This is a genomic window from Dyadobacter diqingensis, assembly GCF_024220585.1.
Lineage (GTDB): Bacteria > Bacteroidota > Bacteroidia > Cytophagales > Spirosomataceae > Dyadobacter > Dyadobacter diqingensis.
Map to the genome: position 1 here is coordinate 150,369 of NZ_JAMXKF010000007.1, position 17,155 is coordinate 167,523.

13 protein-coding genes are annotated in these 17,155 nt (G+C 42.8%); 6 read left to right on the top strand and 7 right to left on the bottom strand.

The window, feature by feature from the left end:
• Nucleotide 1 precedes the first annotated feature (1 nt).
• On the top strand, nucleotides 2–1,408 hold the full coding sequence (locus tag M1L62_RS19115) for an OmpA family protein (RefSeq protein ID WP_254561224.1): 1,407 nt from the start codon (nucleotides 2–4) through the stop codon (nucleotides 1,406–1,408).
• Nucleotides 1,409–2,052: 644 nt separating this feature from the next.
• On the opposite strand, the gene pth is transcribed toward M1L62_RS19115, so the two are convergent.
• Nucleotides 2,053–2,613, bottom strand: coding sequence for an aminoacyl-tRNA hydrolase (pth, locus tag M1L62_RS19120; protein WP_254561225.1), 561 nt, complete (start codon nucleotides 2,611–2,613; stop codon nucleotides 2,053–2,055).
• Nucleotides 2,614–2,868: 255 nt separating this feature from the next.
• On the opposite strand from pth, the gene pyrR reads away from it, so the two are divergent.
• Nucleotides 2,869–3,408 (top strand): bifunctional pyr operon transcriptional regulator/uracil phosphoribosyltransferase PyrR, encoded by a 540-nt coding sequence (gene pyrR, locus M1L62_RS19125; protein ID WP_254561226.1) that lies wholly within the window; start codon nucleotides 2,869–2,871, stop codon nucleotides 3,406–3,408.
• A gap of 133 nt (nucleotides 3,409–3,541) precedes the next feature.
• Here pyrR and M1L62_RS19130 read toward each other — a convergent pair whose 3' ends face one another.
• Nucleotides 3,542–5,059, bottom strand: a complete 1,518-nt coding sequence (locus tag M1L62_RS19130) for a hypothetical protein (protein ID WP_254561227.1) — start codon at nucleotides 5,057–5,059, stop codon at nucleotides 3,542–3,544.
• Nucleotides 5,060–5,421: 362 nt separating this feature from the next.
• On the opposite strand from M1L62_RS19130, the gene argS reads away from it, so the two are divergent.
• From argS to M1L62_RS19150, 4 genes are all read left to right on the top strand, one after another.
• Entirely contained in the window at nucleotides 5,422–7,200 is a 1,779-nt protein-coding gene (gene argS / locus M1L62_RS19135) for an arginine--tRNA ligase (protein WP_254561228.1), read from the top strand.
• 102 nt (nucleotides 7,201–7,302) lie between these two features.
• Nucleotides 7,303–7,887 carry a glutathione peroxidase gene (locus M1L62_RS19140; protein WP_254561229.1) on the top strand — a complete coding sequence of 195 codons (585 nt, stop codon included), beginning with the start codon at nucleotides 7,303–7,305 and terminating at the stop codon, nucleotides 7,885–7,887.
• Nucleotides 7,888–7,930: 43 nt separating this feature from the next.
• A complete protein-coding gene (locus tag M1L62_RS19145) occupies nucleotides 7,931–8,305 on the top strand; it encodes a DUF5618 family protein (RefSeq protein WP_254561230.1) in 375 nt (124 codons plus the stop codon).
• Nucleotides 8,306–8,324: 19 nt separating this feature from the next.
• Nucleotides 8,325–9,218, top strand: a complete 894-nt coding sequence (locus M1L62_RS19150; RefSeq protein ID WP_254561231.1) for a 1,4-dihydroxy-2-naphthoate polyprenyltransferase — start codon at nucleotides 8,325–8,327, stop codon at nucleotides 9,216–9,218.
• A gap of 18 nt (nucleotides 9,219–9,236) precedes the next feature.
• On the opposite strand, the gene M1L62_RS19155 is transcribed toward M1L62_RS19150, so the two are convergent.
• The 5 genes from M1L62_RS19155 to bla all read right to left on the bottom strand — a co-directional run bounded on the left by M1L62_RS19155 (nucleotide 9,237) and on the right by bla (nucleotide 17,139).
• The gene (locus M1L62_RS19155) at nucleotides 9,237–11,006 is read right to left on the bottom strand and encodes an SGNH/GDSL hydrolase family protein (protein WP_254561232.1); all 1,770 of its coding nucleotides are present in this window, start codon (nucleotides 11,004–11,006) and stop codon (nucleotides 9,237–9,239) included.
• A gap of 559 nt (nucleotides 11,007–11,565) precedes the next feature.
• Nucleotides 11,566–12,015: a DUF4920 domain-containing protein gene (locus M1L62_RS19160; protein ID WP_254561233.1), complete on the bottom strand. Its 450-nt coding sequence runs from the start codon at nucleotides 12,013–12,015 to the stop codon at nucleotides 11,566–11,568.
• A 72-nt stretch (nucleotides 12,016–12,087) separates the two neighbouring features.
• Nucleotides 12,088–15,540, bottom strand: coding sequence for a T9SS type B sorting domain-containing protein (locus tag M1L62_RS19165; RefSeq protein ID WP_254561234.1), 3,453 nt, complete (start codon nucleotides 15,538–15,540; stop codon nucleotides 12,088–12,090).
• A gap of 20 nt (nucleotides 15,541–15,560) precedes the next feature.
• Nucleotides 15,561–16,181: an ABC transporter ATP-binding protein gene (locus tag M1L62_RS19170; RefSeq protein WP_254561235.1), complete on the bottom strand. Its 621-nt coding sequence runs from the start codon at nucleotides 16,179–16,181 to the stop codon at nucleotides 15,561–15,563.
• Between the two features lie 40 nt (nucleotides 16,182–16,221).
• Nucleotides 16,222–17,139, bottom strand: coding sequence for a class A beta-lactamase, subclass A2 (gene bla / locus M1L62_RS19175; RefSeq protein ID WP_254561236.1), 918 nt, complete (start codon nucleotides 17,137–17,139; stop codon nucleotides 16,222–16,224).
• Nucleotides 17,140–17,155: the final 16 nt, after the last annotated feature.

A 17,155-nucleotide genomic window follows, 5' to 3' on the forward strand; every position in this document is an offset into this window, starting at 1 on the left:
GATGATTAGTAAAAAAAATATAAAGTGGCTTATTGTTATTCTTCTTAGTCACTCCTTTTATTCCGCTTTTTCGCAAAACCAGTGGACTTATGACTTCAATAACGGCCTCTCTCCCATTGAAAAAGGAGGGCCGGTTTTACATAAATTAGGGCAGCCAGGGCAGTTTATTCAGGAAAAAGTACCGGGAAGCGGTGAGAAAGGCGTACCGGAACTAATCAGGACTATTTACCAGTTCGAAAAAAATTCCGGGTTACAGTTTGACAACAAGGAAACCAAGGGTTTTCTCAATAAGTCATTTACCGTAGAAATTTATTTCAAACTTACAGAACTCGATAGCTGGAAACGTGTCCTCGATTTCAAAAACCGCAAAAGTGACTACGGAAGTTATATTTATGACGGCAAGCTGAATTTCTACGATTTTGCAATTGGTGAAAAAGCGCCTGTCAGGGCTAACCAATATATTCACTATGTATATTCCAGGGATTTTGAAACGAAAACCATCAAAATGTATGTGAATGGTTTGTCAAAAGTAGAATTTAAGGACCCCGGAACGGAGGGAATGCTGGATAATGATCAGGTATTAAATCTTTTCCAGGATGACCTTGTTGCCAACCATGAGGCAAGTGCCGGATCCGTGGCGCTGATTCGCCTGTATGATCGTGTTATGACACCTGTTTTCATCCGTAGAAGTTTTCAAACGATCAGCAGATTACCGAAGGAATCTGTCGCGGAAATTGAGAAAGTCAGAGAGGAACCTGACGCCGTTGAAAAAGAAACACCGACGATTAACAAAAATCTGGTTCAGGTTACCGGAAAGGTTTTTGACGGAAAAAATCTTAATGCAGTTGAAAATGCAGAGGTTTCGGTCAGGAAATCCGTTAACGATTCACTTGTAGCCAAAAGCACGGTACAAAAGGGCACCTATTCTTTCGAATTGAAACCACATGAATCTTACAGGATAACGGTGCAGGCGGCGGGTTTTCAGCCAAAAATTATCCCGGTAAGAACGACGGCGCGCGCCACTGAGGTTAAATCACTTGTAAGTCTCAGTCCTGAAACCTTTGAAAGTCCGTTGGTGACTGTCTTGTTCAATCAAAGTAACGACACCCTGCAAAGCCATGCGAAGTCCCAGCTTGACTACATTGTTTCCTACTTTCAAACCCGCACGGATCTGAAAATCATGCTGAAAGGGCATACCGATAATATTGGGGATTTTGACAAAAATCTGGTATTATCCGGTCAGCGCGTTACCGTGGTAAAAAACTATCTTATGGAAAGAGGGATCAGTGCGGATCGTATTCAGGGTGTAGGTTATGGATCAACCAGGCCCAGTCAAAAGAATTTGTCGGAAGAACTCAGAAAACTAAACCGCCGTGTAGAAGTTTGGGCCGAGCCTATAAAAAGATAAAGCCATCTCATGAAGACGGCTTTATACTGACTATTCCTAAACCCTTAACCTTTTCTTATCTTTATTTGCCCGAATTACAGACTGATAGCTTTAAAAATTTGTATCAGGTGTTAGACCGTTCAGGTCAAAATTATTTCGTTGTAATTAAAATCCTCTGTTAATCATTCCTAACATTGGACTAAGATTATTCTATAAAGTCACAATCCTGTCAATAATACTTTAATTTTCTTATTTTACAAAATTGAAATTTATCTGATCAATATACGATCCGAATTTAAATTCAGATTGATCAAAAAAACCATTCCTCAATCTTTCTCCACTAAAACTTAAGTAACCCTAAGCCTTATAAAATTAAATATTCCTTATATGAATACAAATATAATATATATTTAATTCAGCGTCATGGATTTATTCAATTTTTATTTCAGTCTTTCAATATACAAATGTCAGTATAAATTTTGATATTACAAATTATTACAAAAGCACAAAACAGAATATTGTTTGGAATTTTATAAAATAAAAAGCATTAAAATAACAATTAACATCTGATTATCATAAACATTTAAAAATTATATTCTAAGTATTTTAAAATAACCAAATAAATTACAATCTTGAAATATTTATATATTCTTTAAAAAGTACAATCATTGGTTGTAATTATTCATCGCATATTGTATACCCAAAGTACAAAACGAAATCACTATATCACATCCTGTGTCCAAAAATATGGGCAGCTCATCCATTTCTTCCTTGGAAAAAGGTTTTAGAACATAATCTACTTGCCTTCCGCGAGGAAAATTATTTCCGATACCAAATCGTAGTCTGGGATACTCAGAAGTGCCCAAAATTTCCTCAATATTCCTCAATCCGTTGTGTCCTCCGTGGCTTCCTTTGGGTTTTATTCTTAAAGTCCCGAAAGGCAACTGCAACTCATCGACAATCACCAGTAAGTTCTCTTTTGGTATTTTATACTGATCCATATAGTAGCGGATCGCTTTTCCACTCAAATTCATGTAGGTGGTTGGCTTAATAAAATAAAACTGCCGCCCTTTGTGCTTCCACTCGGCAACAAAAGCTAGTTTTTCAAAAGAAAATTTAAAATCGTTCTGCGCGGCCAGCCGGTCCAGAACCATAAATCCTATATTATGTCTTGTAAATGCATATTCCGGGCCAATATTTCCCAGGCCTGCTATCAGGTATTTCATCGGTAAGTAATTGTTGTCTTCGTCTGATATTTGTCTGATCAAACATCAGTTTATTAATTTAAGGCTCAAAGTTACAGGAATCTGTGTCTGGAAGAAAATTAGTTATCGTTTGGCCATTCTCCTGAAGAATTAACAGTACCGGCGATGAACGAAATCCAGCCGCTTTTCATCAGAGAATAATACTTATTGCAGGGAAAAGTTTTACATTTCACAAATGTGAGCTTAATTTAGGCTAAAATTCAGGAAAATAATACCATGTCTATCAAACGACTTATTTTAAGCAGCCCTCTGTTGGAGATCATGACCAGCCGGTTATGTCAGGAACTTATTGAAAATCATCAGGATTTTGACAATTCCGTTATTATGGGTTTACAGCCCAGAGGGATTTTCTTTGCAGAGCGCGTTGTAGCTGAATTACGGGAACGTACCCGAAAAGATATTCCACTGGGGCATCTTGATGCAACTTTTTATCGCGACGATTTCCGTCGCCGGGATTCCCCCCTTTTACCGAACAAAACGAACGTACCTTTTCTGATCGAAGGAAAACGGGTAATCCTGATCGACGATGTACTGGCCAGCGGACGCATGGTTCGTGCCGCTCTGGATGCCATGACAGCCTTCGGACGCCCTAAAATGGTAGAATTGCTCGTACTGATCGATCGCCGCTACAACCGCGAGTTACCGATCGAACCGGATTATTTTGGCATGAAAGTCAATACCCTTGAAAGTCAGCGCGTACTTGTCGAATGGAAAGAACAAGGTTTTGAAGCCGACCATATCTGGATGGTGGACTAGATAATGAAGAATTAAAAATGAAGAATACCGGAAAAGCGAACTTAATTCTTAATTCTTAATTCTTAATTCTTAATTCTTAATTCTTAATTCTTAATTCTTAATTCTTAATTCTTAATTCTTTATTCTTAATTCCTCATCTCGGAATATCCTTCCCGTCGCGATTTTCCGCTTTGTTAATGCTTTCTGTTTTGTAAGTAAGCTTGTTGATATAAAAAACTTCCCGGCCTTGTCCGATAGATGACGGGCCAACGCGCTGCATGCCATAAGCCAGAAAGTACTGACCATACCAGGGAGCCAGGTAAGCATTTTCATTGTTAAGTACCTTATCAGATTCAGATTTGGCACTGATCTTGAATTTTTCATTTTCCACCACCACCTTGCTGCGGTTGATCACTTCGGTGTGTATGGTACCCTCCTGCGGATAAGCGAGAATAAAATAATCATTCACCGGCGTCAGCTGAACCATTTCCTGAAGCTCGAAACTGGTCAGATCCTTGATCGGAATACAGTTATCCCACTTAAATTTCCCATTCCTGTCAAACCCGCAGACGATTGCGTGGGTGTACCGGTATCCTTCCAGCGAACGGGCGTAATACGGCCGCGTGATCCCATTGGTCACCATCGGCGAGCCAGCGCGCTGATTGGGATAATAAACCTCCGCCACAAGCACAATTTCATCGTCGGTTTGTATCAGCTCATGAACCAGCAGACGATAACGGAACCGGTTTTCTTTCCCCATACTTTTTCTTTTTCCAATGCGCTCCATCATACGCTCGCGGCGCTTCGGCTTCATGAAGTTGAAAAAATTCTGAAGTTCCGAAAATTCAATAAAAGCAGGGCTTTCCGGCTCATTGTCCTTAATATGAGTAATGTATAAACCCTGAGAATAAGGCGTACACCCTACGGAATAATTCCCGATAAGGTAGGAATCATCCGCATTCAAAGGCACGATCTGTCCGGATATCAGGCTGTTTTTAGGATCGCTCAGGGAAGTTTTCTTCAACATTTTACCTTCATAAGAATACGTTTTTATCTCAAAAACGCAGTTTTTCTTACGATAGGCATACGTGATGACATTGATGATCCCGTCACGCTCGTTGATATCTACGTTGTTCAGCTCCGTATTTTTTTCATAAAGTCCGGGTAAAACCCTTGTGGTATGATCAAAAAAGGAATGTACCAGCACAACGGGGCGCGAGCGGTGATATCCCGCAACCAGCGCCTTACTGCCGATCACTTTAAACTGATTGACGTCAATACCAGACAACAGATTCCCCTTATAAGTCTCAACGGCTCCATCGCTGAAATTTACCTGAAGAAAAAGAAAATGATCCGTATCGGGTTGCGCAAAAAGCCAGTATCCGAAATGCTCGCCCTGATAGGCCATCACGGGGATATAGCGGTAATCAAGCTTAAAACTCATTCTCCAGACCGGATTCAGCGAAGTATCATACCGCGTAAACTCCCAGCTTTCATTTTTATTTCCAAAATTTTCATCCCCTCTGATCAATGACAACAATCCGGAATTACCCAAAGTAAAAACTTCAAATAACTCCGAGCGCGATGAATTTACAGGAATCTCCAGACGATCTGACTGCTCCAATTGTGCCAGAACTTTCGCCGGTACAATAAGGCAAAATTGTATGATCAAACAACTTTGTATGACAAATAGTAAACGCTTCTTCATAACTTCTTGGGGCCGGGTGTGAGTGTGTTCAATATTTACCCTAATTTTGCGTCAAAAAGAGTAATACAGTCATTAATGTAAAAATATTTTTAATCAAATAAAAACTTAGAGAAATGTTATTTAATAAACATTATCACGATTTCTTTTGTAACGCTATCGGCAGTCGGCTTTCGGCTGTCATGCTAATCCAAGAAATGATATTTTAGCCGGGGCGGCCCCGCCGATTACCAACGGCTGACCACTGACAGCAAAGGTGGTTTTAGAATATAATTCGTGGTAAGGTATTATCTGATTAACACTTCCATAATTTTATAAAAACAATATTCATGACGATTGAAGCAATACTGAAAGCTGACATTCAAAAAGCGATCCAAAAAAATTTCGACATTACCGTTGAAGACATCCTCTTACAGCCCACCAAAAAGGAATTTGAGGGCTTTTACACGTTCGTAACCTTCCCTTTAACCAAAACAACACGACGTGCACCAGCAGAAATCGGACAGATTATCGGTGCTGAACTCGAAGCCAGTTCTTCGGTTGTTGATCGTTGCAATGTGGTTCAGGGATTTTTGAATATCAGTCTTCGCGATACAACCTGGCTTGAATTGTTCGGAGGCATTTTCTCTGATGCAGATTTCGGGATTGCTCCTGCGAACGGGAAATCGGTTATGGTGGAGTTTTCTTCACCCAATACCAACAAACCGCTTCACCTGGGTCATTTGCGTAATAATTTCCTGGGGGATTCACTTTCACGGATTTTAAAAGCAAACGGATATGATGTGGTAAAAACCTGCCTGGTCAACGACCGCGGTATTCATATCTGTAAGTCCATGCTGGCTTATCGTGAGCTGGGCAATGGTGAAACACCTGAATCGTCGGGCATCAAAGGCGACCACCTGGCCGGCAAATATTATGTGAAATTTGACATTGAATACAAAAAGCAGATTGCCGAACTTGTTGAAAAAGGGATGACGCCCGAAGAGGCGGCCAAAAAAGCACCCTGGATTCTGGAAGCACAGCAGCTTCTGCTGCTTTGGGAAAAAGGAGATGCTGAAACGGTGGCCTTGTGGCAAAAAATGAATAACTGGGTTTACGCCGGTTTTAATCAGACATACAAACAAATCGGTGTCGGTTTTGATAAGACCTATTACGAGTCAGACACGTATTTGTTAGGAAAAGACATCATTGAAGAAGGTTTACGAAAAGGTGTTTTCTACAAAAAAGAGGACAATTCTGTCTGGATAGACCTGACGTCCGAAGGCCTGGACGAAAAACTGGTACTCCGCGGCGATGGCACATCTGTGTACATCACGCAGGATCTAGGCACAACCGAGCTAAAATTTGGTGATTTCCATAATGACCGTTATTTATGGGTGGTGGGAAATGAGCAGGATTATCATTTCAATGTATTGTTTGCCATCCTGAAACGCCTGGGACGCCCTTATGCAGAAGGGTGTTACCATATCAGTTATGGTATGGTAGATTTACCTTCGGGTAAAATGAAATCCCGCGAAGGTACGGTTGTGGACGCGGATGATCTTGTCAACCAAATGATTCAGACGGCTGCTGCGCGTACACAAGAGCTTGGTAAAATTGACGATTTCGAGAGTGAAGAAGCTAAAAATCTGTATGATTTGCTTGCTCTCGGCGCGTTGAAATACTTCCTGCTGAAAGTAGACCCGAAGAAGAGAATGTTATTCAACCCCGAAGAATCAATTGATTTCCAGGGACATACAGGACCGTTTATTCAGTATACTTACGCACGTATCCGCTCCATCATCCGCAAGGCCGAGCAGTCGGATATTGCCATTCAGTTACCGGCAGCTGCCTATCAATTACAGCAGGCAGAGCGTGAGTTGATCTTTACATTGTCACAGTTCCCGTCACGTGTGCTGGCTGCAGGTAATGAATTTGCTCCTTCTGTTGTTTCCCTGTATGCCTATGAATTGGCAAAGGTTTACAACCAGTTTTATGCCGAAGTATCGATTTTCGCAGATCCGGATCCGGAAGCTGTCAAATTCCGTGTGGCCTTGTCAAAGGTAGTGGCTGAAACGATTCATAAAGCTTTGGGGTTGTTAGGAATAAATGTACCTGAAAGAATGTAAAAGCATATTTTTGCGTTAATTTTATAGTTAGAATTCAATCTGTTGAAGATCATTTATCGTAACTCACATTTTTCACCTATTGCTTAACCAAATCGATTTGTTATGGACTTATTAAAATCAGTATTTATTATGATTACGTCGCTTATCGCAGGCCTTTTTGCCGACAAAAGTGAGATTGCACAGAAACCTGCCGAGCATATTGTTGCCAAACAATCCCTGTATGATTTCAAGGTTAAATCCCTTGTGGGCGACCAGGTGGTTGATTTGAGCAAATACAAAGGGAAAAAAGTGGTAATTCTGAACGTTGCTTCAAAATGCGGTTATACAAAACAGTATGCTGACTGGGAAAAATTCAACAAAGACCATGGTGATAAAGTAGTTGTGCTGGGTTTCCCTGCCAATAACTTTGGTGGCCAGGAACCAGGTACAAGCGAAGAAATTGCAACATTCTGCTCAAAAACATATGGTGTTTCTTTCCCGATGTTTGAGAAAGTTTCGGTTCTTGGCGACGACCAGGCACCTATCTACAAATGGCTTTCGACAAAAGAATTGAACGGATGGAATGATAAGGTGCCAACCTGGAATTTCTGCAAATACGTAGTGAACGAAAAAGGAGAGCTTACAAACTTCTTCGCTTCAAAAATATTGCCAACGGATCCTGAGTTCCTGAAAGCGGTAGGAATATGATCGTAAAGAAATAATTCTTTATTCACCACACACACATTAATTTATGAAAGAGTTACTGGAAGCAAAAAGACACCTTACCAATGCGAGGGATATCCTGAGTGACAAGGCCCGGAAAGAAAACGGGTACTATCAGGATAGGAAGTATGTAAAAATGGCAGGCCACACGGCCTATGCAGGCGTACTCGTAGCATTAGATTCTGTTTTGGGTGATAAGAAAAGAGGGCGTAAAAGTGTAGAATGGTATAAGGAGGAACTGGGCAGACAGGATAAGAAAATCCTTTCAGCGTTCCTTGCCGCCTATGATACACTGCATCTGGCGATGAGTTATGATGGAAATCTTAATTCCAAAGTAGCAACAGCCGGCCTCGAAGATGCCGAAAAAATAATTGCCTGGGTTGAACAAAAGGCTCAGGCCTAATTTAAGTATATCAGTAAAAATGAAATTCTGGATAGAAGCAGCCCGACCACGTACGTTGCCTTTGGCGCTTTCATGTATTTTAATGGGCTGTTTTTTAGCAGCATCAACGGGTCAGTTCAGCTGGCCCGTTGCTTTGTTAAGTGTTTTGACCACGACGCTTCTACAAATACTTTCCAACTTTGCCAATGATTATGGCGACGCTGTAAACGGAAAAGACACGGAGTTACGCGAAGGACCGCGCAGAGCCGTTCATTCCGGAAGTATTCCGGCTGCAACGATGTTAAAAGCAATTATTTTGTTTTCGATTCTCTCGCTGGTTTCAGGTCTGTCGTTGTTGTATATCGCCTTAAAAGATGCCCCGGCAAATACTTTCTGGGTATTTCTGGGAATCGGGATTGCTTGTATTATTGCGGCGATCACTTACACAGCCGGAAAACGTCCTTATGGGTACGTCGGACTGGGTGATTTGTCTGTGCTGATTTTCTTTGGCTGGGTGGGCGTTCTTGGAAGCAGTTATCTGCACACCCATGTCTGGAACTGGGATCTGTTGCTGCCGGCCACGAGTTGCGGACTATTTGCTGTCGGTGTGTTGAACATCAACAACATCCGCGATATTGAGTCCGACAAAGCGACAGGTAAAAATTCGATTCCCGTCCGTTTGGGAAGAGAAAAGGCCATTATTTACCACTGGACAATCCTGTTAATCGGCATGTCCTGCGTCCTTATTTACACGGTTCAGCACTTTTCAAGTTATACCAGCCTTATCTTTTTGTTGAGCTTTCCGTTCTTCATCAAAAACGGCCTTGCTGTTTCAAGATTACAAAAAGCCAGCGAACTGGATCCTTATCTTAAACAAATGGCGTTATCGACGCTCCTGTTTGTGATCCTGTTCGGGATCGGCGTGATTTTATAAAAGAAGCTTATGAACCATTTATTTAATGAATGGCTCATAAGCTTTTCCAAGAACCTGATATCCTTTCGCATTAGGGTGCAGACCGTCCGAAAATAGCGACTCGTCGATCTTGCCACCTTTCCCCGCCAGTACCAAGCCCGGATCCGCATAACCCACGTTTCCCATTTTAGCAAGCTGCTTTAATTTGGCGTTTAATTTAGCCACACGCTCTTCCTTTTCTCTTCTTGGGTAAATGCCCACCATGGTCACAACCGCATTGGGCTGCCTGAATTTGATCGCTTCAATGAGCAATTGCCATCCGGCTACGATTTCCTCATCGGTATTTAAATGAAGATTATTCGTGCCGATGTTGACGAATATCTGTTTGGCATTAAAACCGTCCAGCTCGCCATGATAAACCCGCCACAGAACATTTTCAATCCTGTCCCAGCCGTACCCCAAATTTCTTGATCCGCTTACTCCAAAAGTCTTATTCCAGGACTCCTCTCCCGTCGCTCTTGGCCCTTTCGGCATTCCTCCCCAAAAGTGTGTGATGGAATTGCCTATGACAAGCAGTTTCGGTTGTTCGGTTTTATTCAAATTGAGAATTTCTTTGTGCCGATGCTCCCAATCATAATTATAAAGTTCCCGTAGTTGGGTAATGGGTTTGGTGGTCGAAACAGTACCTACGGGCTCGTGTAAAATGTTTCTGATATGTTTTTCATAAGCTTCCGCATACCGCATCATGCCCAGATCCGTGGGATGAACTCCATCCACCATCGTCTCGATGTCCTGCTGAAAATCCTCTTTCGGCAACAGGTAGATATCTTTTACACCTTCTGATTTCAACTGGGCGAATGCCTCGCGAATTACAACATTCACATCCTGATAACTCTTGCGACTTACCGGATTTATGGCCTCGTCGGTATATCCGTCGTGTTCTGCCAGTAAAATAGGCGTCCCAGGCCGCTTTGTCCTGATCCCGTTCACAGCATCTAAAATACGTTTTTTTACCTCTTCCATTGTAAAATTGATGCTTGAAACAAGATTGGGAAGACAGTCCAACACATAGATTTTCGCATCAATTTCGGAAACCATATCTACCACCTCTTTTTCAAGACGGCCATTTCCTGAAAAACCCAGGTTGATGAGCGGATCGTCAAGTTTGCGGCTTAAAATAGATGTCCATGCCATACCGGGACGCGAAGCACAAGCTCCCTGAGCAATGGAGGTACCATAGATAACAACCGGCTTGTCGGGACGAACAGGCAATGGCTCAAACCTCGTTCCTTCCGCTACACCTATCTCCAGCCATTTTACATTATTGTACAACGGCAAAAACAAGCGATACTCCCTTCCCAGCTTATGTCCTCCATCAACCGGATCTATATTTTTAAAATTATAAGTAATGGTATCGCCAAAAGCATATTTTCCCGCTGACCAGCGCCAGTCGCCATCGTTGGTAATGGCATACAAATCCACGCCACTTACACCGGTTGACGGCATATGCGGCAAAGCATGTTTACCTCCCACCTGATATCTGACTCTGATTTCTCCGGAATTCGACCTGAACCGTATCATCAGTCCTGCTCCCTGTGTCGATAAATTCCAGACCTGATCTCTTACCAATTTTTCTGCACGGGCGGGCAATCTGTCGTAGCGGTTTTTAACGTCATTCCGCCAGGCCTGTCCTTCAATAACGGGAAATGTGCTGCTGGCAGGGTTCCACCATGTGAATTGAGTGGTTTGCGCAAACGATAATCTGGTGGTGAAAATAAATAGAAAGAGGTAAAAAAATCTGGTTTTCATATAGGGAGACTTGAACACTGATGTATGGTTACAAAAGTGTTCAAGGAGGTATTTCTTACTTAACCATCAATTATTTTATCGCGTTTTTATTGGAAAATAATCAAACAAGCCGGTTTTCAGATCCATTATCGCTTCCTGTGGATAGCAAAAAATAAATATTCAACGCCAGGCGACTCCTACGGAGTCTTGAATAGATAATAACAAATTTTTGGCTAGAAACAGGAGGCGGCAATGCCGGCGGTCGCGGAAACAAGTTGGTTACTAAACAAGAAAACCCGAAAATTGCGGCCAGCGAGAATTTAAGGATAACATCGTTTTTGACTAGATTAACAAAAAAAGCCTATTCCTGAATTCAGCTCCGCAGGAGCTCCCTGTTTATAGAAAACAAAGGGAATAATTAATATTACGGCTCCATAGGAGCCTCCTGTGAATAGCAGGAAATGAATTATTTCAAAAAGGTAACTCCTAAGACGTCTTAATTAAACACAAAAACAACTGGCTAGAAACAGAAGGTAGCCATGCACCCAGCCCGCCAATTCATGAAATCATATTCAAATAACTACTTTACGATTACACCATCCGCTATGAAAGTCAGCTCTTTTTTAGGTTCTGTGATTTTGGCAATTTCCTCATTGCTTTTTCCTGCGTCTTTCGCGTAATGTTGCAAATGTTCAACGGGCACGGTTTTCACTTGCGCTTCGCCCTCAAAAACAACTGTTTTTCCGGCGATGTCTTTCGGTACAAAAAAGGCGTAATCTTTGAACATCACGCGCATCGTCTCACCATTGTCCATTTTCACCTTCATCCAGCAACCCTTAACCTGGCAGACAGACTCAACCGTTCCGGTAACTTTTGTATTTAATTCGTCTTTCACACCCATTGTTTTGGGCAAATCACTGGCTGCTATCGCTTTTTTGTCATTGATCTCCTTTCCAAAATGCGCAGCCGATTGTCCGAATGAAGTATAGGAAGCCGTCAAAACAAATAGCAGAACAAATAATTTTTTCATACTTTATAACTTTGATTTTTAATGCTTTAAGAATACTTAAAGCTAATTATTCCTACCGGAATAACTTCATCATTACTCCAAAACTTCAAACCACCCTTTGCAATGATTTCCACCCGGTGTGTCTACCACATAAAAATAAGTTCCGTTGGCCACTCCCTTCCCCCAGTCGTCTTTATAATTCGTAGCCTTGAAAATGCTTTTCCCCCATCGGTTGTAAACTTCCAGAGAGGAGCCTGGCATGGGTATTACAAAAGTGTCATTTTTCCCGTCTCCATTCGGTGTAATTACATTGGCGATCACCAGCGCCGGCTCGGCAACCAGCTCTCTGGACACAGAAAGCGCACAGCCAGAAGTATTAAATGAAGTTAAAGTGACAACATATTTCCCGGGAGTTTCATAAATATAATCGTCAATATTGGTCGTTGTAATCCCGCCCGAAGCGCCAAGATTCCAGTCATATCGCTGAGCATTTGCTGTTTTATTCAGCATCGAGTATTTCACAGGTTTGTTGCATTCTCCGCCAGACCTTACAATTTCAAAAGCCGGTGCATGCGCCTTATCGACCGTGACAGTAATCTGTCGTTTCGGATGACAACCCTCTGAATAAATCCCTTCAATCGTATAGGTTGTCGTTTGTGCAGGGCTAACAGTAACCGATTTACCGGTTGTCGCGCTTAACGTTGAATCTCCCGTCCAATGATATTCCGAAGCCTCTCCCGAAACCGTGAGCGTAACCGGGCTGCCGGCGCAGGCCGTAAGTCCGGATTGCGCAACAAAATCTTCATTTTCATCAACACGGACAGTCACCTTTTTAATTACCGAGCAACCATTCGCTGTACTGATCGTCACACTGTATTCTGTCGTTTTATCGGTGGTTACTTTCGGCGAGGCACTTGCAGGATTATCCAGTCCTGCGGCAGGGGACCACTGATATTTTGTGCCGCCACTTGCAAAGAGACTTATCGTTTTATTCTCACAAACCGTTGTGTCCGGGATCACTTTCGCATTGACACTTTCAATCCTGATTATTTTTTCGGCCATGTCCATGCGCTTGCAACTTAGCCTGTTATAAGCTTTGAGCGTCACCTTGTACTCTCCGGCTTCTGTAAACGTGTAACTTCCCCCATCTTCCTCTCTGGATATGCCGTTCCCGTTGATCTCCCAAAAATATTCCACTCCACCTTCACTCGCATTGATAAAATCCAGGGTTAAGGGCGCGCATCCGGCCAGGACATTTTTTTTCTCTCCTGCATACACATCAAAATCCGCTTTCAGCCGGTCGATATCTATTTTAAATGCCGCGTTATTGCAGTTAGGACTTTTGTTTGTTTTTGACCAGGCCTGCGGCGTTATCGGGAAATTACTTCCACCACAAGAGCAGGTTGCGTGATAGATGATCCCATTTTTATCAAAACGGCTGGTTCCGCCATCCACATGATCACCTTCCGCCTGGCGGTCGCTGCTGCCGAAAAATGTTGCATACAAAAGCGATTTCGCACCCTCTTCCAGTATCGCGATATAGAAATTATTGCCGGTGGTTATGGGCTGCATCGCATCCTCGGTTACCGGCAACCCCAACGTACTACTTGCCATATTATATCGGGTAGTTATGTTCACGTCACCGCCCCAACCGGCAATGTAAATATTGCCACACTCGCTAACGAGAAAGGCGGTAGGAGAAATGTCTGGTACACCCCGTCCCGCACCTATTGTCGTCGAAAAAACAGACTTGGAAAGCGAGTGGTCCAATGCATGAATAAACTGATTACTTTTCGCATTGCTGTACACGCCCTTGCTCACCGGATAGTCTCCGAGCGTTAGCCCATAAACAAAAATATTTTCATTCGGATCGAGATCCAGAAGATAGGCACCATCGGCGGCACTGGTACCCAGATATGTCATTCCTTTCAGCTTTCCATTGGCATAAACTGCCACAAAAGCATCCTCCACTCCGTTTAGTTTGGGCTGATAAGATGTGCTGCCCGTTGGTAAATTGTTACTCTGGGTTATCCCCGTCAGATAAACGTCCCCGTTTTGAGCCGGTTTAACGGAAAAAACTGCATCAAAACCATTTCCGCCAATGTATGTTCCCCACAACATTGCATTTAGTTCCGGGGAAAGTTTAATCAAAACACCATCCTGAATACCGGAAAGCTTATTTTGATCCGGGTTTTGCAATGGAAAATTTTCGGAATTTGTTGACGTAACTACAATCACATTGTCCTGATCGTCAAGCTCGATTTCACCCCGGAAACTATCACCATAATTTCTGATTTTAACAATATCCGTGTTACTTAATCCATCATTGCCACTTCCGCCAACGTAAGTAGAGGCTGTCAGTTGTTTTCCATCTGCACTTAATTTTGACACAAAAATATCACTTCCGTTCCCCAGTTCAATACCTCCAACCGGCTCTATAGACACGCCTCCGCCAAATGTTTTCTGATAGGCTGCGGTACTTGTTGGGAAGTTGGTGGAAGAGGTTGTACCAAAAATCAGCAGCTCATTTTTACTGTTTACGATCAGGCTGTTTGGAACTTCTGTGTTATTTCCACCGAGATATGTTGCGTAAAGCAGCTGACTTCCATCCGGACTGAATTTAAGAATTCCTACATCGATCAACGCCGAAAATCTCACCTGAAACGCGCCGGTAGTCGCCGGGAAACCGACACCAAAAACGGTACCACCGGAGTACAGATTTCCTCCCGCATCATACGTCGCGGTGTGCCCCCAGTTGTCTGCCGTTGAACCCGAATACGTTGAAAAGATCAGTTCCGGATCAATGGTTAGTGTTTGTGACTTGTCATATCCTTTGGGCAAGGAAAACTGAATGTTATTCTTTTCAGAAAGAACAATCCGCGACGCTACGTCCTGCGTTTTTTTATTGATAATCTGGTAAGAATAAGGCTGAGCCTCCTTAAACTGCCCAACGGACGTTTTGATAATTGTCTGCCCCGACTCATTTATGCTTACATCGCTGGCTCCCTCATATTTCAGACGAATCCGGGAAGCATCGGCCTGCGGATGAACAATAAATTCGTATTTCAGTGTGCTGTCGTAAATATAGATACGCAGATCAATTCCGGGATAAACACGCTGATAAATCACTTCTTCATAGGCTCCGGCATCGCCAGCGGGAGATGCATTCCCGCCGAGAAAATAATTAAAACGGGGCTTAACCTGATTTTTTGTAACGTATTTAATTTCAGCATTACAATTTTCAAACCGGACTTCCACACCATGTGCATCGATCACCGGACTTTTAGGTACAGGTGTTTTCGCTATTGAGGAAGAAGTTGTTGCCTTACCGTGCAGGGCGGATACCTTAGAAGCATCGTACAGGACATAAACCAGTGATTTGTTTTTCAGGAATAAGAATCCGCCGGGGATCTCGGTTCGGAACAAGATATCAGCGTCCCATTGGCCTTTGTTTTGGATAAAGTACATACCGGCACCGGACGATGTCGTAACCGCCGCACAAAAAACCAGTACCAAAATCAAAAGACATTGTATAGTTTTCCCCATAATCCAAACTTGTTCCGTTTCTATTTGAACGCAGAAACCGAGATGATATTTTCGCAAAACTCATATTCCTGCTTCACATTCGAGCCCAGTAAAACGAGCTGATTTTCAGTGGCCGAAATAACGTTGTCAAGATACCAGTTTATACCGGTTACATCCAAATTTGTCGTGGGTTCATCCAGAAAAATAACAGGAACATCCGACATAAATGCCAGCCCCAGTTTTACCCGCTGTTTCATACCTGATGAAAAATGACGGACCACTTTGCCACTGGCATGCGGCAATTGTATAAAATCCTCGAAATCAGCCGTGGAAATATTGTTTTTTAACGGTTTGAATTTCTTGTGAAAATCGACCAGTTCTCTTAACGTAAACTCTTCAATCAATTCGAGATAAGGCGCTGCAACCACCAGATGTTTGTACCATTTTTCAACGTCAATTTCCTTTCCCGATTGACCCAGATAACTAATCGTGCCTTCGGTAGCCGGGGTCATGCCCGTCAGCAATTGTAAAAGCGTTGATTTCCCGCTCCCGTTCGGGCCGACAAAAACATATTTCTGCCCTCCTTCCAACACAAAACTCGCCCGGCGGATGATCCACTCCTGAATGAATTTCTTACCTACGTTTTCTACTTTTATCTGCACAATTTAATCAATGAGTAAGCAGTGAATAACAATTAAGACACTACTTTTTAGCTAAAAAATAATCCCAGGCGGCTTTTGAAATTTGCGCGATCACACCATCGCGTGTTTTTTCATCTACCGGGGTATTGGACACAAAAACAACGATGGCAACATGCTCGCCGTTGGGAAGTGTCATAATTCCTGCATCGTTGGTCGCAGCCAGTATTCCGTCCTTGGTATCAGACAGACCGGTCTTATGCGCAACCTGCGCGTTCTTAGGCAACAAACCTTTGATTTTATTAGGACCCGAAGTCGTTTCCGTCATGATCTTTAAAAGAAAATCATTGCTGGTTTTTGACAGCGCCTTTCCTTTATACAGGATATCTAGCAAACGCAGCATCGCACGCGGTTTGCACCAGTTGGTAAATTGTACCTTCCATTCACTGTGCATTTCCTCTTCCGTCGCGGCGATAACGATACTTTTAACACCAAGATTTTGCACATAGGCGTCCACTTTTTTAGGGCCTCCCAGCAAGCGGAACAGGATATCACACCCGTTGTTATCACTTTGCGAAACCGTGTAAGCCAGTATTTCCGATAACTTTAAATCTACATTTCCTTTCGGATATTTTTCCCGGATGGGGCTCCATGTATTAGGCAGCAAGTCCTTCGGCGTAACACGGATTTTCTGGTTCAGCGACAATTTACCCTTGTCAACCTGATCCAACACGGCCATAGCAAGCGGAAATTTATATACACTTTGCATAGGATATCGCAATCCTTCATTGAACAAAAACGTCTCCCTGTCTTCCAGTCCCATAATCGCAACGCCAACCGTACCCTTCGCTTCCGGAATAATCTTTTCAATTTTCCTGCGAAAATCATCGGCCGGTTTCTGAGCAAAAACGCCGGCGCCAGTTATTGTCAGCAAAACAACTGCAAACGAAAAGAATACTTTAAATGGGTTACAGACAGTCATCGGAATAAGTTTCTGA